Annotated in this window: 15 protein-coding genes; 5 read left to right on the plus strand and 10 right to left on the minus strand. The window is 42.6% G+C overall.

Going from position 1 to position 20,408, the window contains the following annotated elements:
- Positions 1 to 83: 83 nt before the first annotated feature.
- The 9 genes from M0Q51_05270 to M0Q51_05310 all read right to left on the minus strand — a co-directional run bounded on the left by M0Q51_05270 (position 84) and on the right by M0Q51_05310 (position 11,973).
- Entirely contained in the window at positions 84 to 977 is an 894-nt protein-coding gene (locus tag M0Q51_05270) for a hypothetical protein (GenBank protein ID MCK9399389.1), read from the minus strand.
- Between the two features lie 38 nt (positions 978 to 1,015).
- The gene (locus M0Q51_05275; protein MCK9399390.1) at positions 1,016 to 2,128 is read right to left on the minus strand and encodes a heparan-alpha-glucosaminide N-acetyltransferase domain-containing protein; all 1,113 of its coding nucleotides are present in this window, start codon (positions 2,126 to 2,128) and stop codon (positions 1,016 to 1,018) included.
- Between the two features lie 3 nt (positions 2,129 to 2,131).
- Positions 2,132 to 3,145 carry a hypothetical protein gene (locus M0Q51_05280; protein ID MCK9399391.1) on the minus strand — a complete coding sequence of 338 codons (1,014 nt, stop codon included), beginning with the start codon at positions 3,143 to 3,145 and terminating at the stop codon, positions 2,132 to 2,134.
- A gap of 64 nt (positions 3,146 to 3,209) precedes the next feature.
- Positions 3,210 to 4,352, minus strand: coding sequence for a hypothetical protein (locus M0Q51_05285; protein MCK9399392.1), 1,143 nt, complete (start codon positions 4,350 to 4,352; stop codon positions 3,210 to 3,212).
- A gap of 46 nt (positions 4,353 to 4,398) precedes the next feature.
- Complete coding sequence (locus M0Q51_05290; protein MCK9399393.1) at positions 4,399 to 5,310, minus strand: hypothetical protein; 912 nt, start codon at positions 5,308 to 5,310, stop codon at positions 4,399 to 4,401.
- A gap of 58 nt (positions 5,311 to 5,368) precedes the next feature.
- Positions 5,369 to 6,526 (minus strand): poly-gamma-glutamate system protein, encoded by a 1,158-nt coding sequence (gene pgsW / locus M0Q51_05295; GenBank protein ID MCK9399394.1) that lies wholly within the window; start codon positions 6,524 to 6,526, stop codon positions 5,369 to 5,371.
- Positions 6,527 to 6,540: 14 nt separating this feature from the next.
- On the minus strand, positions 6,541 to 6,993 hold the full coding sequence (pgsC, locus tag M0Q51_05300; GenBank protein MCK9399395.1) for a poly-gamma-glutamate biosynthesis protein PgsC: 453 nt from the start codon (positions 6,991 to 6,993) through the stop codon (positions 6,541 to 6,543).
- A 4-nt stretch (positions 6,994 to 6,997) separates the two neighbouring features.
- Positions 6,998 to 8,176, minus strand: coding sequence for a poly-gamma-glutamate synthase PgsB (pgsB, locus tag M0Q51_05305; protein ID MCK9399396.1), 1,179 nt, complete (start codon positions 8,174 to 8,176; stop codon positions 6,998 to 7,000).
- 14 nt (positions 8,177 to 8,190) lie between these two features.
- Positions 8,191 to 11,973, minus strand: coding sequence for a C25 family cysteine peptidase (locus tag M0Q51_05310; GenBank protein ID MCK9399397.1), 3,783 nt, complete (start codon positions 11,971 to 11,973; stop codon positions 8,191 to 8,193).
- A 608-nt stretch (positions 11,974 to 12,581) separates the two neighbouring features.
- Here M0Q51_05310 and fusA point away from each other — a divergent pair.
- Both fusA and M0Q51_05320 read left to right on the plus strand, forming a co-directional pair.
- Positions 12,582 to 14,660: an elongation factor G gene (fusA, locus tag M0Q51_05315; protein MCK9399398.1), complete on the plus strand. Its 2,079-nt coding sequence runs from the start codon at positions 12,582 to 12,584 to the stop codon at positions 14,658 to 14,660.
- 49 nt (positions 14,661 to 14,709) lie between these two features.
- Positions 14,710 to 15,630 carry a nitroreductase family protein gene (locus M0Q51_05320; GenBank protein MCK9399399.1) on the plus strand — a complete coding sequence of 307 codons (921 nt, stop codon included), beginning with the start codon at positions 14,710 to 14,712 and terminating at the stop codon, positions 15,628 to 15,630.
- On the opposite strand, the gene M0Q51_05325 is transcribed toward M0Q51_05320, so the two are convergent.
- A complete protein-coding gene (locus M0Q51_05325; GenBank protein MCK9399400.1) occupies positions 15,627 to 16,847 on the minus strand; it encodes an MFS transporter in 1,221 nt (406 codons plus the stop codon). The genes M0Q51_05320 and M0Q51_05325 overlap by 4 nt on opposite strands.
- A 151-nt stretch (positions 16,848 to 16,998) precedes the next feature.
- Between M0Q51_05325 and M0Q51_05330 the strand changes: the two genes are divergently transcribed.
- The 3 genes from M0Q51_05330 to pstC are packed head-to-tail and all read left to right on the plus strand — an operon-like array spanning position 16,999 to position 20,405.
- Complete coding sequence (locus tag M0Q51_05330) at positions 16,999 to 18,342, plus strand: OprO/OprP family phosphate-selective porin (protein ID MCK9399401.1); 1,344 nt, start codon at positions 16,999 to 17,001, stop codon at positions 18,340 to 18,342.
- Positions 18,343 to 18,375: 33 nt separating this feature from the next.
- Positions 18,376 to 19,203 carry a phosphate ABC transporter substrate-binding protein gene (locus M0Q51_05335; GenBank protein MCK9399402.1) on the plus strand — a complete coding sequence of 276 codons (828 nt, stop codon included), beginning with the start codon at positions 18,376 to 18,378 and terminating at the stop codon, positions 19,201 to 19,203.
- Positions 19,200 to 20,405 carry a phosphate ABC transporter permease subunit PstC gene (pstC, locus tag M0Q51_05340; protein ID MCK9399403.1) on the plus strand — a complete coding sequence of 402 codons (1,206 nt, stop codon included), beginning with the start codon at positions 19,200 to 19,202 and terminating at the stop codon, positions 20,403 to 20,405. Before M0Q51_05335 ends, pstC begins: the two co-directional genes overlap by 4 nt.
- The last annotated feature ends 3 nt before the right edge of the window (positions 20,406 to 20,408 follow it).

Below are 20,408 nucleotides of genomic sequence, written 5' to 3' on the forward strand. Positions count from 1 at the left end.
TACATGTTGAATAATTCCTTCGCGCGCCGTTGCGGTTAAAAGCTATCTTTGATCATCATTTGAAGGGAGGTTAAAAGCTATCGTTAATCATCTTTTGAATGTTTGCCCCTGGTTTCCGCTTGAAGCTCAAATCCTCGCTCCGCAATCAGTTCATCAAAAAGATAGGCCCTTAAGAGATACCCTCCCGGCTCCCTTTTTTCAGGCGTGATGGAAATGGAACCTGTAATCGTCGAGATCGTATCAGCCGGTTTAACATCTATCTTTTTACTGTAAAATGACTCCCCGCCAGGTCCGATCCATTCAAGCTGGACAGGAAGTTCTTCATCATGGTAAATATGAAGATTTTCCAGACTAATTTGTGCCCTGAGGATCCCTTTTTTCTTTATTTCGAAGACCGTATCAACGCCTTTCATCTCCCCGCTTTCTTTATCAATACTCTTAAAGAAAACGATATCTCCGAAAATCTTTTCAACCTCTGATTCATTACGCAGTTCAAAGTACTTCTCTGCAATTAACTCCCTGAACAGGTAAATCCTTAGCAAATACTTTCCTGGTAATCTTTTATCAGGGGAAACTGAAACCGAACTTATCAGGGAAGCTGTCGAATCGCCCGGGGAAAGATCTATCCGTTTCAGGTAAAACGACCTGCCCTCAGGATCAATCCAATCCACATGGAACATCAATTCCCGGTCTATCACATTAATCCGGTTCTCCAGCTCAATAACTGCATACACATTCCCATCTTCCTTTAATGGAATTACAGTCGAAATTGCCGACTGCCGCATTGATTTTTGTGCCAGGTACCGGCTGAATGTGATCTTTGCCGAGATGTCATTTGCTTTTTTTGATGGAAAGACAATTGTTGAATCAGGTAATATTACCGGCTCTGAAGTCCGCTCAGAACAACCTGTCGGTAATATCTCAACCGTAACTGCCATAAAAAGGAACCACGATATTTGTCTTAACTTTCTTATCATCTTACAGTCTTATCATCTTACAGTCTTATCTTCTTATCTCATATCATTCGGATGAAAAAATTCTTGCTCCGGCTTTTTACGCCATAAAACCATTTGCAGAGCGGCAGCATCACCACGAGCATGACTGCAAACCCGATCAGTGTGGCAAGTACCCCGCCTTCGCGGTAAAACAATCCCAGGCGTTTTACAAACACCCCCATAATGGCAATGTGCATACCATAGAAAAACAGCGGCACTTTACCCGGGATGCTAAAAACGACCAGGAGTTTCGGCGCCACCCTGCTTAATGTGATGAAAGCACAGATCGCTAAAACCACCAGCGCAAAGAACCAGATGTTCATATAGAGGCTTGGCGGATACTTCTGGTCGAAGAAAAATGAATAGGAACCGAAGTTGGAAAATGGAAATATATTGCCGTATCCGCGGGACATTCTCACGACTACCGATATGATCAATGCTAATGCGGCAATTCCGATACTCATGTAAATCCGTTTCTTATCTGTCTTCCATACCTCGAGCCATCCATATGCCATGACAGATCCCAGGACTGCCAGGGCAAACCAGGGAATGGCAGGGTATTTGTTGAATTCACCTGCGTCGATGAATGTCTGCATCAGGACCCGTTCCCAGGCAACTTCCGGGTCGTAAGATATATTTAGCAGTAAAGGGTGAATAACAAGGATGGCAAGCCCGATGAAGAGCCGCAACTGCCAATTCAGTCTGATAATCAGGGTCAGCAGGATTATAGAAATGCCAAGGCAGGTAATGATCCCGATATGCCCGGGCAAAAATTCACGGAAACCGCCCCACGACGAATTCACCCATGTCATCTGCAGAATAATCAAAAAAATGCCTCGTTGGATCAGTTGCCAGCGGGCGGTCCAGTCCGGAGTTCCTTTTTTAATCCGCCGTTGATATGACCACCAGACCATTGCCCCGGAAATCATCAAAAACCCCGGGGCGCAAAGGTACGGCAGATATCGCAGGGCGAACTGGCCCCAGGTATCGAAGAGTGGGTCAAGCGGGTCGATTTGTTCCCAGATCGAATTAAAGTAGTAGGAACAATGGTCAAGAAGCATCAGGATAACAATCAAACCGCGAAACTGGTCGATATATTCGAAGCGCTGCTTATCTCCGTTTAGCTGACTCATCTTTTAATCAGGGATGGAGATGATGATTAATCCTTCAATTTCATCTGCCACATAAATATAATTTTCATCCATTTCCAGGCCAAGTGCGTAAGCAGTTGGAAGAATCCCCACCAAATACGGTTTGGTAATGTCGGAAACATCGATGATTTGCAGTCCATATGTCTCTGTTGTCATATAAATCAGGTCGTTATTGTAAATCAGATCCTTGGCATATCCGATACTGTCGTAACTGCCGGCAATAAAAATATTGTTAGTATCGGAATAGTCAAAGATCTGCAAACCCCCTGTACCGCAAGCCAAAAAGGCAATTTTTTCATCATCCAGAATCGTAATCGCTTCTGCATCGCCCGGTGCATCGCACCAGCCAACCTGCGGGTAAATTCCGAACCCATCCAGAAAATTGGAAATATCGTAAATGGACAAACCCATTTCGCCACAAGCAGCAAATAAATAATTGCTGTCAGCACTTGTTGTTAAACCATAAGCATAGCCGGTAGTGCTTATTGTGCCGCGGATATCAGGCTCAGTGGGATAACTGATATCTGCTATATTGACACCCTGTTCACTTACTGCAGCAAACATATAATTTCCCAGGATGTGAAAACTCCGCGCCGGTTTCATACCCAGGTTCGACACCGTTACAAATGGGGTATCCGGATCAGCCGCATTAATAACAGTTACACCAAATGTAGCCGCAGCTAAATATACTGCACTGTCTTTCATGGCAATTTTACTGGAATAACCCCGGACATACTCGGTGGTTAGTGAAACAATATTCGGATTTTCCGGATCGGCAACGCTGAGAATCAGCAAACCGCCTTCACCTTGCGCTATGTATAGCAAACTGTCCTTTTTCAGAACATCCTGCGCATACCCGGAAGTTGGAAAAATTTTGACAATCTTATATCCTCCTGAAATATCATCCGGCACCAATGATTCGGGATCAGTTGGCTTTCCGCAGCCTATAATAAGTAACAAGCCGGACAGTAACCATAAAGACAATTTATTCATATTCATATTCTTAATATTTTCTCTTAATTAATTTCTGATAAGATCAGCAAAGGTGCCGGGTTGACCCATTTTAAAATTTCAAATTATATGATATTTTTAATCCAAATTGATTTTGTCGGTAGTCTTTTTCAGCGGATAAATAAACCTGGTTTTCAACGGCACTTGTGTTGGTATCTCGCATGAAATAGTTATAAAACGCAGATAGTTTCAGTGATTTATTCAGTTTTATATTGTAAGTGACCGCCATTTGAAAATTATTGTCCACGCGCCCGGCATGTTCAGGATCCAATTCCAGATAATGTTTTGATGAAAAATATCTTCTCTCGAACTCCAATTCCACATCCAGATCATGGTCAATCTTTTTAATGGCCGGCAGTTGCCAGGTAATTCCAAAACGGTATCCATCTTCCTCATAAGACGCGTCAGAATCATTGGAATTTTCCCTGGTTTCACCGCGTTCATCATAACCTTTGGCATTCGATGTTAAAAAGTGATAACCTATTTCCAGTTTGAGGTTTTTGAAAACCGTTTGATATAAGTTTACCGCATATAAAAAGTTCTTTGAGTCGTATTCCGTGTAATGCTTGTTATAATAATATTTTGAATAATCCATTGATAATTTGACACGGGTATTCTTGAAAAAAGTATTCTGGATCCAGAAACCAAAATTATCTTTTGAATATCCGAAAGGCACAAATGTTTCCGGGGTATATCCATAAATATCCACCCAGTCATCATCCCGAAAATGGCGGACATAAAAATCAGGCATGTAGCTGTAAAAAATTTTCAGACTGGCCCGCTTTGTCAAATACTGCTGGAATCCAAGTGTTGCATAATACCAGTTTTTAATGCCGTTTACCACATATAAATTATTGTTGAAATCAAAATTAATTTTAGACTTCAAATTCTTGAAAATGCGGAAAGTCGAGGATAGGTCTACTGACTGGAAAAGGATTACATCGTCATAAGTATCGATATGGAATCGTCCCTGGTCTTCATTATTCAGAAACCTTTCCAGGTATTTATCAGAATATTTCAGGATATTATTATCATAAATCGTCGCAAATTGTAATTCTGCTTCAAACTGCATTATTTTTTTACGGCTCTTTTTTTGAGCAAGAGCATCGCTGCCTGAAAAGGAAAATACAAGTATCAAAAGGAGTAAGTAAATATTACATGGAACGATATTATAATTTAACCTGATGAATTTCACCTGTTTAATTTTTATTTTTTTATTGAAAACGGGATATCCTGTTGATCTATTTTTCAAGGATTACATCCTTTTTGGGAATTAACATGCGCCCTAACAAAGTGCCTTTATCCTGATCTAAAGGTAAAATTTCATAAATGTGTTTTCCTTTAGGAACATAAATAACAAATTCACGGGCTGTACCGGGAATTAACTCTTTAACGTCTTTATATACAGCGATTTCCGACAGCTTACTGTTTAACTGGTAGGTATTTAAAACGATGCCATTTTCCTTCACCTGAACCCGGTAATTAATTCTCCCTTTCATCTGATATTGATTTTCTGTACGGGTTAGCACGCGCAATTCAGTTGGCCCGTTTATTTCAACTTTCAAATGTTTTTCCATGGAAAAGCGATAATATGCTGTAGTAGTTTCCCTGGAAATTAAATCAACGGGTTCTGACGGTTGCATGGGAGAAAAGGCCAGCCATTCCTGCTTTTTAACTTTAGTTGGTGTAAAAATATACCGGGCTGAAACATTCACCAGGTTTTCTTTAAGTTTAAATTCAATGGTGTGATTGCCGCGTAAAAGCTCAATTTCAAAAGATTTAAGCTGAGCCGGTACCCCAAATGTTCCATCTGAAAAAGTGGCCTCTTTTGAGCGTGCAACCGAACTATTCGTGACACTTTTCTGCACTCCGCCATCCACAGTATATAATATTGCATATTTTATTAAGTCCCCTTCTCCGGGCTTAAACTGTCCCCGGGTATTTACCTTCAACATTCCCGGTCCCTGGATAGTTATTATTGAGGGCTCCACAGTACTTAATGAATAATAATTCCTGGTTTTACCAGATATTACAGTCGTTACCTTTTTTTGAAAATTAGTTGGTTTCAGGTGCATGGGTTTCCCGCCGGATTGTGCCATTGTGCCGAAACTAAATAAAAATAAAATCAACAAAACTAAATGGATCTTTTTCATATGCCTTATATTTTATTAAAGATTTTACCATTTTTATAAATTGTTCCCTTGCATAATACTACAAACCAGGCATGTCCTCATGATCATCCTTATCTGGGTTTTGATAATCAGGCACGGCTGCTACGTCTGTTCCAAGGCGATGGTGCTTTTTCTCACTTATATAAATAAAAATAATCACCGTAACTAAAATCAATGTGGCAAATGCTGTGACAACGACGTTATATTTTTTTTGTATAAAAATGCCCCCCTCTCCCGGATCCGGCAGTGGAACCGGGTTAACGGGCAATCCATACTTTGCAAGTATTTGGTCTAGATTCAGAATATGAATAATCGGGATTCCTTTCTGACCCATTTGAATGATAACACCACGAAGCGGAAAGTTACTCATGGGCAAATGCTCCGTTAGCCCTGAGGGAATTAGCTGACCGTTAATAGTATTCCCCAGGCTGGCAATTCCGCCACCAACATTAATAAATGCTTTAATTGGTTGCCCCTGGCTGAATTTTTCATAAATTTCCATTCGTCTTGCTATACAATTTTCAAGATGTTTTTCATTAATGAATTCAACATTATTCCTTTCTATGGCTTTTACAATCAAATCGCGTCCTTCCGGGCTTAATCCGCGACCAAGGTCATTACCACCACCGATAGAAGCGGCAACTGACTTGATGTGAAAAATGTTTGATTTGTTTAATATGTTTTCCATATCCAGCCAGGTAAAGTATGGATCATTTGCACCATAGTTGGACGAACCTACCGAAGTGATCACTATCGGCCTTAATTTCAAAGTTTGCAGCGCTGCTAACACAGAGATATTTAAACCGGGAAAAGATCCGGAAAAAGCTACGGCAACATTATCATTATCATTTAAACCGGCATCTTTTAATAATTGCACAATCACCGCTGCAAAATTCGGATTTGTTGCTGACAGCTTTGACTCAATTAATCCCTGATCGGTAGTAATCAGTGAATATTCCTGGCCAATCAATGCAGTTTGATTCGGGTCGTTTATTTCATCAATGAAAACGCCATTTTCCAGGCGGTAGCTTTTCAGGCGATTGGCCGCTGATTGGGAAAGTTGAGCAGCTTCAAGTTTCTCGATGTACCAGTCCTGCTTAACATCCATTTTGCCATTTTCAACCGCAATAAAGGCAAATAATGATAATAGAGATAAGAGACTTAAAACTATGTTGGATTTTGCTCTGAATTTATACATTGATCTTTTTTAATTTATTGAGGTAACAACGCCCCCATGAAAAGCAATATCAGGATTAACCGCACCAGCACAGAAGAAACAAATAATACGCTGATAGTCTTCAAAACTCCCTGCTTTGCGAACCAATGAGCAATTAAACCGGGAACTACCCAGCCGACTGCCTGAAGTTCCAGCGTAGTGCTAGCTAAATCAATCGTTAAGAAATACCGTGAAAAATTAGCTAATAAACAGCCAATCAACAAACTGAGCACCATTTGACGGCGGCCGTAAAGGAAAGTATAATTCCCTAAAACTTTTATAATTAAATAAGTAAGTAAACTCACACCCAGAGTCCCTGCAAGCCGGTCGGGGTGCGAAAGCTGCAGCGCTATATAACCCGGTACAACGATACCTCCGGCAGCAATTCCAAAAACTTCGTAGGAAAACAAACTTAAAATTAAGCCTAATGTAATTGCTAATTCAATCATTTTTCTAATAACTTCTGTGTTTAAAAAATTCAGCTGTTTCTGCGCCCATGCCTCCCATATTGCCTATAGCAATAATAGTGGACATTTTTTCAGTCACAGATAATACCTTTTCAAAAACCTTCTCAGGTGTCGTATAGCCTAAATTTAATATCTTTTTCTTCGGTAAACCGTAATTAATTGCCATATTTTCTACAACATCAGTTGATTGACCGATCAGTATCAAATAGTCTGTTTCATCTTCTAATTTCGTGCCTGCCATTTCTGCCAGTTGACGAGCCCGGTAAAGCCGATCTTGCCGGGTGTTCAAAAGCACTATTCGCAAGCCCTCAAAACCGATTTCACCCCTGATTTTCTGCCAGATTATAAACGTGGAATCAGGATCGTTGGCTGCGAATGCGTTGTAAAAAACAAGTCGTTTGTGAAATGCTTCAACCCTGTAAGCCATTAATGCACCGGCATCAGGAATAGCCTGGTACATTCCCTTCAATGCCGTTTCGCGGTCAATTTCCAGATGTTGACAAACCGCCAACGCTAAAGATACATTTTCACGATGCTCTATATACCTGAATCCTTTCATTTCTTCAGGAGATACTGATTGCGGATCAATAAAATGTGAAACCGTATTTCGCTCATCCGCCATTTTTTTCAGCGTCTGTGGTATTACATTTTCGGAAGTAAAAAGGTGTTCATTTTTAGGAATTGTGCGCCCAAGTGTATCAGCGATTTCCGGCAAGGTATGTCCCATAACATCCGTATGATCTAACCTGATATTAGTCATTACACCTATATTGGAATGTATCATATGATGTTCAGTAATCGTCTGATATTGGGGTTGTAAAGCCATACATTCCATTACTAATGCCTGCACTTTTCGCGAAGCGGCATATTTCACTATGGACAATTGTTCTAAGATATTGGCAGCCGTTTTACGGTGGATGTAAGTTTCGGTACCGTCTTCATTAATCAAACGGGGAAATGTACCCGTAACTTTGGTAATGTTTGAAATTCCACCCGCTCTCAAACCGGCACCGATTAAACGGGTAACACTTGACTTACCCCTGGTGCCATTAATATGAATTCGGATTGGAATTGAATAAACCCGTTCCTGATGACGGAAATATTCAATAATACCCGCAACTACAGCAATAATTATTATGGCCAGTAAAATGTAAAAGCTATACATTGTCCTGTTTAAGATTACCTCAAAATGAACATTTTCCGGGTTCCTGTAAAACCTTCCGTCTGGAGATGATAGAAATAGATGCCTGAACTCACAGTATTTCCTGCGTTATTCTGCCCATTCCATTCCACTGAATATTTACCTGCCAGCTGTTTTCCGTTTTGAAGCGTGCGCACCAACTCCCCTTTAATGTTAAAAATATTAAGTGATACATTACATTTTTCAGGTAATGAATAGTTTATCCAGGTATGAGAATAAAAAGGATTTGGTTGATTTTGCTCTAATACAAAACCACTGTGAGTAAGTATATTCCCTTCTTTGTCATCCTCAATGGATGTTATTATTGAAACAAAGGGCGGTTCGGTAGTGATTTTTATAGCGAATTCATTCTTTAATTCAGAAGCCGTAGGATCATAATTTGCATTATAAACATATTGCAAACCAATATCCTGCGAATGGTTTTCTATACCAATTGTGCAACTTTGAGGGGCCTTAATTTGTTTATATTGAAAAATAATTTCGCCATCTCCCGTTATAGTAGGATAATAGTCAGGATCTAATAAGATCGACTGGAAATCCTCTATATTGGGCTCAGTCCCAAAATCATTACGCGCGATACTATCCCACTCAATAATGTAACGGTGGTTTTCATTATCATAATAATAAAGAATTTTACCTTCTATTGTTCCGCTATCATATAAATCATCCCAGAAACCTGCCACCATGCAATTTACATTATCATTGTTCGGCAGGGGAGTATTTAAAGGGGCTGTTTGTGCACCACTGCCTAATGCTATCCATCCATCCGTACTAATCCGAAGTTGATAATAATCAATGCCGTAGTATTTAAAAGTAAACGGCAAGTTTACTGTTTCTGTATAATCACCTGTACCTATGCCGGGAATATTTAATGGGTTACCAAGTCCATCTATTTCAAACCAATCATAATCAGGCGCCTGATCAAAAAAATCATCGCTGGAGTAAGCATAGTAGCCGTAAGCGTCAGGTCCTGTATAATCGGATTGTATGGGTAATGAAACCGGAATATAAAGAGTTGGAATTATTTGGTAAGGATAATTTCCATCCTGCGTGTAAAGCTTTAATGAATAATCAGCTAAATATTGAGTCGGACAGGCTGCGCTTACACTAACCACGAAATAATTATCCGTATTCAGAGCTACGCTGTCGATGTCAACTGTTCCGTATGTACCAATGGAATCTACAATTGTGATATATGGGTCGTCGCTTGACAAAATACCCATTACATCGGGAGCAACATCCTCGCCTTCATTCATAATTGAAATGAATAACATGACGGTCTCTCCGGGGTCCATCCTATAATTTGCATTTGGAGAACCTGCATCATTTATCATAAAATTATTAACCACCAACTTGCATCCCTTTACTTCCACATTATAATAATAGTCCCATGCATTGAAACTGCTGATAATATGTAATTGCAGCGGAATTACCTGGCCTACCGGACAATCAGGGCTCACGTAAAACTGAAACGGATTTCCGGTAAAAGTAGCGCCAGAAGCCAGATTACCATAACTTACCGGACCGGTAGTGATTATTTGCAAATAATCCGGGTCGGATGAATAAAGAACAGCCATAACATCACTGGCAGTTTGGCTTCCCCAATTTTTAAGGGTAAACGTAATATTACAATTTTCATTGGGATTTACCAGTCCATCTGTATTCCCGTCTAAATCCACAATTAAGGGATTGCCATCCGGCTCAACCAGCTCTGCGGGTTGGAGGACCTCTATAGTATCCTGGAAAGGAATCACATTTCCCCCACGCACGGTGACCGTCAATGTGTCCGGCAATACGGGTAAAATGTCAAGAATTACTTTGCCATCCGGGCCGCAAAAACCGGTAGCAAAAATTTCATCTCCGGCTAAACAAACCTGGGCATTTTCAACAGGATCTCCGGATGAAGCAAAGGTTACTGTCAATTCCACCTGGTTAGGCCCAACCATAATGGAATCCGGATATTCTAAATTCACCGCCTTTGGAACATCCTTCCATATATGTATGCTGGGATCCCCTAAAACACAATATATTTTATAGTGATATTCTACATAGTATTCATTCCCAAAAACATTGTACATGTAAAGTTTTCCCCGCAGCAGAGCCTCCCCTGGAGTGTCCATCCCTTCCTGGAACATTCCTATATAGATGCCCATGTCTATCATGTTGTTATATGTGGTATGAGTGTTAGAAGTAGGCCCGACAAAAGCAACGCCACCTCTTGGACTGGTTAATGAACCTTCTTCAACCCATTCTTCTCCAAAACAATTACCTCCTCCGGCGTCAAACATTGTAACGCCACAGCCAATACTGGTCACAAAAGTAAATTTCTGACCATTGTTCAGGCCGGAAACATCTGAAGTAAAAAAGTTGTAACAACTTGCCTGCCATCCACTGCTCCAACCTTCGCCGCGATAGTTCAGATAGCTTCGCCCCTCATTGATTGCAGTGATAATATCATTTAGATCTACGGTGCAACCCTGTCCCCACCAATCTCCATCACTCATCAGGGTATCCACGGAAGTGAAACCCCCATTCTGCAGCATTACACTGGCTGCAAACCGTTTGGTTTGTACTTGTGATGCATATGCATTATTTGAACAAACGGTTCCTTTCTTAAACCAGGCTGTATTGGCAGTATAAGGATTTTTTTCGTAAAGCATAAATTTATTGATCATTACCTGCATGCGGTAATCACCCTCGTTGGTAAAACGTCCTATCATCATTTCGGGGAAATAATCCAATCCATCTATCTCAACAAAATAATCTTCATTTGGGAATGAATAGTCGGGATAAGTCACGATTTTTTTAGGAAATACGCCGTCATCGCCTACTATTAAAACGTACGTTGGCGGATACTCCCAATTATGATAGCAATCGGCGATATAGCTTTTCATGATATAGGGATTATTGGGGTTCCCGCCAATGTCGCTGAATTTGGTTACGTGCACGTCATAGCCGCTTTGACGCTTCCAATCTGCATAAATCTGAAAGCTTGCAACAAAGATATCCGGCATAATGCATAACAGGACTTCACGTCCGTCTTCCCTGCCCCCATAATGGTTATTCAATTCCTCCTGGTAATTAAAAATGAAACTGCGGTAAAGTTTTGCGAAAGAAGGTGCAATTGCTTTATTTGAGGCAGTTCTTGGATTCACAACCTCATCATGTCCGTAATTGATCCGGACAGTGATAGAGGAAACTACCTGTAACTCCTTTTTAGCGGGAACATAGCGAACTGGGAAAACAGATATACGGGCAATGCGAAAATCACGGAAAACAGCCGGCGGTTCCAGTTTGGCAATTTCTTTCGGGTAAACCTTTTCAGATCTGTAAGCATCTCTGTTTTCCAAATAAGGAGGTTCTGTTTCGCCTTCCAGCCAACTTGATCGCGCTGGTGGTAAATAAATATCTCTGAATGTCTGAACCTTTCCTGTTTCTAATACTTCAACTGAAATACCAGCCTGGTCAGGTATTGCCAATACTTTAGCAATATACGGCAATGCAGGATAACCGGGGTCTGCAGAGAACATTTCTGACAGTAAATCCACGGCCTGGAATGTTTTGTCTTCTGAAATGAATTCCTTCAGATCGAATCCGGATATTTCAATTTTAATAACGGTGCTATTATTATCATCCCTGAGTAATGTAATTTTCGGAGGCGTATTGGATGTTTTGGTTTTATCCAGCGGTATCCATTCAGCATTCATTTGGAATGGGACTAATACTGAAATTAGTACTACAAGTAAAGCATTTTTTAACATACTGAATAATTTTTAAATCATTAAACCCAGAAAGAACATGGTGATATTAACTTACAGTATCATAAAAAGGGGAAAGTCTCTTATCTCATTGATATTCAATACCTTTTAGGCATCGAATTTTTCAGGCTGCCTTTTCCATGCGTAAAAATATAAAATGCAATAATACCTATTTCATTTCTGAAATAAAAGATTTTTCTATTAACCTTATTGATCTTTTTCCGGTTTGCAAAAAGCCGGCAAATTCTGTCTTTAAGGCAGAGTTGCAACCTATGTAAAGGAATGGGGACCCGAATTAAAACACTGTAAAATTTTCTTTCCCCATCGTGTAATCAATCTCATCATTTTTTATAAACTGGGGCGGGTATATTTGGGTGATTTGTTTAATTAACAATATGTAGTCCGTTTATTTTTAACCACTAAGGCGCACTAAGGACTGATATTACCAAATCATTATCATTTCGTAAGCTTCGTTTTTTGTAAGCTGATATTCACTACTTTTGCAGCCCTTTTTAAAATCCTTGCGGATTCAGTCGGCAGTCGGCAGTCGGATACTAGAAACTGGATTTTAGAATCCCGAACTTAAAATTTAAAATTTAAAATTAATCATTGTGCCTTTAAACAAACTTCGCAATATTGGTATCGCCGCGCATATTGATGCCGGAAAGACAACCGTTACCGAAAGAATATTATTCTACACCGGTGTCACCCGTAAAATGGGTGAGGTCCATGACGGGCAGGCCACCATGGATTTCATGAAACAGGAACAGGAACGGGGCATCACCATTGCTTCCGCTGCCATCTCCTGCGAATGGAAAGACTCACATATCAACCTTATCGACACGCCGGGACACGTCGACTTCACCGTTGAAGTGGAACGCTCACTGCGGGTGATCGATGGCATGATAGCCCTGTTTTGCGCCGTCGGTGGCGTAGAACCTCAGAGTGAAACCGTCTGGAACCAGGCTGATCGTTATAAAGTGCCGCGTATAGCCTTTATCAACAAAATGGATCGCACCGGTGCTGATTTTTTTGATGTGGTCACCCAGATGAACCAGGTATTAGATGCAAATGCCATCGCTTTCCAGATCCCGATGGGGGTGGAAGAAGATTTCGAAGGAATCATTGATATCATAGAAGAAAAAGCTTACCTGTTTAAAGATAATACCAGGGAAGAGCTCCCAGTCCCTGCCCAATACAGGGAAAAGGTCGCCGAAGCAAGGGCATTGCTTATTGAAAGGCTTGCCGATTTTAACGATGAGGTAGCGGAACTTTTCCTTGAAGATAAAGAAGTCAGTAATGAATTGCTCAAAACTGCCGCCCGTGGAGCGACCTTACGGCTCAATATCACACCGGTATTCTGTGGTGCAGCTTATAAAAATAAGGGCGTTCAGCTACTGCTCAATGCGGTCATTGATTATCTCCCCTCCCCGCTCGATATTACTGCAACCGTAGGAACCGATGTGGATAATCCTGAAAAATCCCATGTCCGCCATCCTTCCGTCCGTGATCCTTTTTCCGCTTTGGCTTTTAAACTGATCAACGATCCTTTTGTAGGGCAACAGACCTTTATCCGTGTTTATTCCGGCCTGCTGAAAAGCGGGATGCAGGTGCTTAATTCAACAAAAGACAAACACGAACGGATCGGCCGTATCATGAAGATCCACGCAAAGGACCGTGAAGAAGTCAGTGAAGCCGGCCCAGGAGATATTGTCGCCCTGATCGGCCTGAAGTTGACGAAAACCGGCGATACCTTGTGCGACCCCAGCCATCCTTTGCACCTGGAATCGATTACTGTGCCCCTCACCGTCATAGAAATGAAAATCGTGCCTGCATCACGTAAAGATCAGAGCAAGCTTGGAGAGGCCTTGCATAAGCTCTCCAATGAAGATCCTTCTTTCAACATCCGTTATGATGAAGAAACTGAAGAAACCGTTATCGCAGGGATGGGCGAACTTCACCTCGAGATTATCATCGACCGGCTGAAACATGAATTCGGCGTTGAAGTTGAGATCAGCGAACCTTCGGTAGCTTACCGGGAAACCATAACTGCCGAAGTGGAAGTTTCCCACCGGCATTCGAAGCAGACCGGTGGCAAGGGCCAGTTTGCCGAAACCCACATGCGGCTTGAACCTAACGAAGGCAACGGCTATGAATTTGTCGACCGGATCAAGGGCGGCGCTATTCCTCTGGAATTTATACCCTCAGTAAACAAAGGCATCCAGAAAACTATTGCACAGGGCGTTCTGTCGGGCTTCCCGGTAGTCGATATCAGGGTGGTGCTCCATGATGGCAAATTCCACCCTGTTGATTCCTCCGATATGGCTTTCCAGACCTGTGGTTCCATTTGCTTCAAAGAGGGTTTTATGAAAGCCGGTCCGGTCCTGCTCGAACCGATCATGAAAGTTGAGATCAATACCCCTGATGATTACATCGGCGATATCGTCGGCAACCTGAATAAACGTCGAGGAAAGGTCGAATCTTTGCGCCGCCACCGTAAAGGTTCTCAGAAAGTGCTGGCATTCGTTCCGTTAGTTGAAATGTTCGGTTACGCCACGGCCCTCAGGAACATTTCAAGTGGCCGGGCAAGCTTCTCTATGGACTTTTTCAAATACATGGCGCTTAGCAAAGCTGTCCAGGAAGAGGTGTTAAGGAAACTGGCCGAGAAAAAAGCGGCGATGAAGAAATAGACTCTAATTATTTTTTACCTAACTTTCTGGCAAATTCAAATCCCCGAATATGCCTATTCCCACCTCAAGAACCAAAGAAGTTGCCCGGATCACAATCGATGCGGAAAAATGTAACGGCTGCGGACTCTGCATAGATGTTTGCAAGGACTTCGGCATCATTATAAAAGATGGAAAAGCTGTAGTATCTGGTCAGCCGATATTCGGCTGTATCGGCTGCGGACACTGTATGGCCCTCTGCCCGAAAGGGGCCATTAAGATCGAAGGGAGATTTACTTCTCCGGATGATCTGTTCCCATTGCCTGACAAGTCGGGAATGGCTTCATATGATGCTCTTCTGAAACTATTCCAGCGAAGAAGGAGCATACGGGAATTCAAAAACAAGCCTGTTGAACAGGAACTGATCGATAAAATAATTACTGCAGCTTCCACTGCCCCGATGGGATTACCGCCTTCAGATGTGAGTATCCTGGTAATCAATGGGAAAGAAAAAGCATTCCGGTTTTCCAAAGATTATTGCGAATACCTTGTAAACTTAAAATGGATGGTAACACCCATCGGTCTTTTCTTTATGCGGCTTTTCTATGGTAAGGAAAACGGGGAAATGTTCCGGGATTTTATCAAACCATTGATTGATACTTATGTCGGATATATGAAAAAAGGCGAAAACCTGGTAATGTATGATGCCCCATTAGCTCTTTATTTCTATGGGTCCCCCTATACCGATCCGGCCGATCCGCTTATCGCAGCCACCTATGCCATGACTGCGGCCGAATCTCTTGGTCTGGGAACCTGCATGCTCGGCGGAATCCATCCTTTCATCCAGTCGGGCAGGGCGGCAAGGAAATTTCGTGAAAAACAAGGTATCCGGTTTAAAAGCCGCGAAGGCTTATTTCTCATCATCGGTCATCCAAGGGTAAAATACCAGAATGGGATCAAAAGGACTTTTGCGAATATCGATTACCATTCCTAGCTCCCTTTTATAAGCGCTGACTCCTTCAAAAATGCCGAAAGCAGCAGGCTTAATGCCATCAGCCCGCATAGTACGATCAGCGGCATTGACATCGAGCCGGTTGCCGCGGATTTAAAACTGTCCATGCCAAATATAAAAGCTATCCCGGATATCTGGCCCATTAACAGGAGCAACCCGTTAGTCGTGCCTTCAGGTGCCGGATAAGCCACTTCAGCGCCATACTGGAACCCGATTGGACCAGCGCTGAGCAGGAAGAAACCCATGGTAAAAGCAGAAGCAAGAAGAAGCCCGTATGCTGTGGCAAAGGTCACACCGGCAAGCCCAATGGTGGCCCCGGCCAGTGAAAGGAGAATGAAAGGCACCCTCCTGCGGTAACGGTCGGAGAGCGCGGGAATGACCAATGCACCTGCTATACCGCCCACAATCATAAGCCCCCCGGTCATGCCGGCCTGCGTGATCGAAAAGCCCCTTGGCCCCACGATGTTCTCGATCCAGGTAGTCACGGCATTAAATACACCCAGGCCGATAAAGAAGATGATCATAAGCAGGATGAATTGTCGTTTATGTAAAGCTTGCTTAAGCCCATCAAAAACCATCGACCGTTTTTCCTGTTCCGGTGAGCATGGTGGTGTCGGAGGATTTTCCTTAGCAAGGGTAAAAAAGGCCACCGCGAATAAAGCAGAGATGATCCCGTAGATGAAAAGCATTTTTCCAATGCCGAAAGCAATGGTGATATAGGGAGTCATCGCTATGCCCAGGAAAATCCCTGCGTACATTGCCAGCGTCCCAAGACCGGAGGCCGTGGCCCGTTCATTGACTGGAAACCATCGCGCAGCAATCTTGGTAATTGCGTTAAGAATAAATGGTTGCCCGATGGCAATGCCTATTTGAGCTAGAAGTGCCAGGGTATAGTTGGTCCCTGCCAAGCCTCTCAATAATCCGAAAACACCGGTCAATACAGCGCCGATACCCACGGCGGTGCGCATCCCATAAGTATCGATAACCCAGGATGCCGGAAGTGAGATTATAATATAGACGATCATAAAACACATCGACAAAAGCCCGACACTCAAATCCGATACCTGGTAATAAGTGGCGGCGCTGCTGGTAATAGGGGCATAGGTGATCCATAACAACTGGTTCATAATAACGACCAGCATGAAAGCCAGCAGCACGACCCAGCGGTAGCGGTAAACTTTATATGTTGTTTGTTTCATGATTTCGGATTTCCGGTAAAAGTAACAATTTACAGGGTTTCCAACCCTCGGGTTGGAAACCCTCTTTTTCACTTAACAATTTGATAACATTTCCTTAAAATTTATTTAATAATAGATGTGGAATTTTGCACAACTTTTACCAAACCGTAAAATGACTATCCCATTAAGATTTTTTAAAGCAGTAATGATTCTCGCAGTCATTATCGAATCCGGTATTTCAGCCTATTCACAAGAAGTCTATTCAAAGGCTATTCAGCAGTCGGCCGATACCCTCAACGCTAAAATTGAAAATGTAAAATCCGATCTTGATTTTCTTAAAAATCTTAAAATAACCGGTTATATCCAGGCACAATGGCAATGTGCCGATAGCAATGGTATTTCATCATTTTCGGGCGGTAATTTCCCAAAAAACGCCGATAACCGGTTCTCAGTAAGAAGAGGCCGGGTAAAATTTGCTTATACGGGTACGCTTACTCAATTTGTGCTGCAAATTGATGCAACAGAGCGCGGAGTGGCACTGAAAGATGCGTATGTCAATTTCAAAGACCCCTGGTTGCAAATGTTTACCATACAGGGCGGGATGTTCAACCGTCCTTTCGGCTTTGAAATAGCCTATTCCTCCAGCATGAGAGAAACCCCTGAAAGGGCAAGGATCACGCAAACCTTATTCCCCGGAGAACGTGACCTGGGTGCCATGCTTACCATCCAGCCGCGCAAAGAATCCCGCTTTAACTTCATTCGTTTAAATGCTGCCCTTATTGCTGGAAACGCGATTGCATCTGAAATAGATTCAAAAAAAGATTTCGTAGGACAACTGGGAATAAATAAAACCACCCGTAATGAAAAATTCCGCTATGCCGTCGGGATTTCTTATTACAACGGAGGTGTATTCCAGGAAACCAAGAAAGTCTGTAACATGGTTACCCTGGCCGACGGAATGACAAAAGGCTTCGTGGTCGATTCCACAGAATCCAATAAAGGACAATATGCAAAACGGGAATATTTTGGCGCCGACGCACAGGTCAGCCTCGATTGGTTTCTTGGCGTAACAACATTGCGTGGTGAATACCTTTGGGGTTCCCAACCGGGTAGCTCAAAATCCAATGTCAGTCCTACCAACAGGTCAATCCCGGCAACTCCCGATCCGATTGATACTTATAACAGGTCTTTCAATGGCGGGTATGTTTACCTGGTGCAAAACATCCTTAACTCCAGGCACGAGGTTGTTGTAAAATATGATTTCTTCGACCCGAATATTAAAGTTAAAGGCACGGATGCCAAATCCACGGTACCTGAAACAACGATCAAGACCGGACTGACTGGTGCTGACGTAAGCTATACAACCTGGGGTTTTGGCTACAACGTGCACATTGCCACCAATGTTAAGCTGATGGCATATTATGAGGTAGTTAAAAATGAAAGCACCTCGATAAATGGTTATTCTAATGACCTGAAGGATAATGTATTCACCCTCAGGGCACAGTTCAAGTTTTAATCGTTATTTAATGTAATTTTAAAATAAAAAACAATGAAGAAATTAATTTTCGTTTTCGTCATCATGGCCCTTCTGCCTCAACTTTACTCGCAGAATGTCAATTGTAAGATCAAAGGAAGTGATACTGTCCTTCCTCTTACACAGAAAGAAGCCGAAGTGTTCATGAAAAAATACCCCGGTTCATCTATAATGGTGACGGGAGGCGGCTCCGGTGTGGGTCTGGCCGCTTTGCAGAATGGTACCACGGATATCGCCCAGTCATCCAGGAAAATGAAACTGGATGAGAAGATGAAATTACAGGACGCAGGAAAAGTTTTTACTGAATCCATTATCGCTTATGATGCACTTGCCGTGATCGTGAATCCTTCAAACAAGGTTAACCAGTTAACCCGGGAACAACTGGAAAGTATCTATACCGGCAAGGTAACAAACTGGAAAGAAGTTGACGGTGACGACATGCCGATCGTGGTTTATTCCAGGGAGTCAAGTTCAGGCACCTTCGAATTTTTCAAAGAGCATGTGCTTAATAAAAAGAACTTTACCCCTTCTGCCCTGCTGATGCCGGCAACCGGTGCTATTGTGCAGTCGGTCAGCCAGACAAAGGGTGCGATCGGCTACGTGGGTCTTGCATACCTGGAAGCCGATGTCAAAGCACTTAAAGTCAGCTATGATAAAGGAGTGACTTACGTTGTGCCATCCGTGGAAAACGCAATGAACAAAACTTATCCCATCTCCAGGCCTTTGTATTATTATTATCTTAACAGTGCTGAAAAAGCTGTAAAACCGCTTATAGATTTTATTCTTTCAACTGAAGGGCAGAAAATTGTAAAGGAAGTAGGGTATGTACCGGTCGGTCAATGAGAAAATATAGAAAATACGGGGAAAAATTTATTGAAGGCGTCCTGTTTTCAAGTAGCACTGTCACAAGCCTCACGGTCATCCTGATCATCATTTTTCTTTTCAGGGAAGGGATTGGCCTTTTCCAGAGCAAACCGATCGACAAAGGATATGTTTTTGCCCTTAACATCAATAACCCCGTTAAAGAACTCAGCGCAAAACAACTGAAAGATATCTTTAACCAGGACATCACCAACTGGAAACATGTTGGCGGTAATAATGATACGATCATGCTGCTCACGATCAATGAAATCCCCAACTACTATACCGAAGAGGAGATGGGTCCTGAAATGGAACATCTACCGATGTTGGTGGATAAACTGATTCAGGAAAATATAGGCGCGATAGTTTTTATTTCTGAGAAATATATGCCCCCCGACTTTCATGGTTATCTCCTGAAGGTGAAGAATATCAGCCCGAAAGAATTTGTCCTCGGAAAAGAATGGTACCCTACTGCAGAGCCGGTCCCGCTTTTTGGGGTATGGCCGCTGATCACGGGAACCCTGTTGGTTACACTCGGGGCCATCTTGATTGCTTTGCCGCTCGGATTGGCAACCGCGATCTTCATGGCTGAAGTATCCTCTTTCAGGCTGCGCAATATACTCAAACCATTGGTTGAGCTTCTCGCGGGCATTCCATCTGTTGTCTATGGCTTTTTCGGTCTCGTCGTTATAGTTCCTTTGATCCAGCAGGTCTTTCACCTTGATGTTGGCGAAACGGTCCTGGCAGGCAGTATCGTTCTTGGGATCATGGCCTTGCCAACAATCATTACCATATCCGAAGATGCCATCCGAACCACCCCAAAATCCCTTAAAGAAGCCAGCCTCGCTTTGGGAGCAACCCGCTGGCAAACGATGGTCCGCGTGGTTATTCCTTATGCCAGATCCGGGATTACTACCGCCATAATCCTGGGTATTGGCAGGGCGATCGGCGAAACAATGGCCGTATTAATGGTTACGGGGAATGCCGCCATGATCCCTCATTCTTTCCTTGTCCCTGCAAGGACCATTCCGGCTACCATCGCTGCAGAACTCGGTGAATCACCCTATGGAGGCCTTCATTTCCAGGCATTATTCGCGCTCGGGATTATCCTGTTCCTGTTCACCCTGATTATCAATTTCTCCATTGACCTCGTTAAAGGTCGTAAACATATTAAATCGCTCTGATTG

It is taken from the genome of Bacteroidales bacterium (assembly GCA_023229505.1).
Classification (GTDB): domain Bacteria; phylum Bacteroidota; class Bacteroidia; order Bacteroidales; family JAGOPY01; genus JAGOPY01.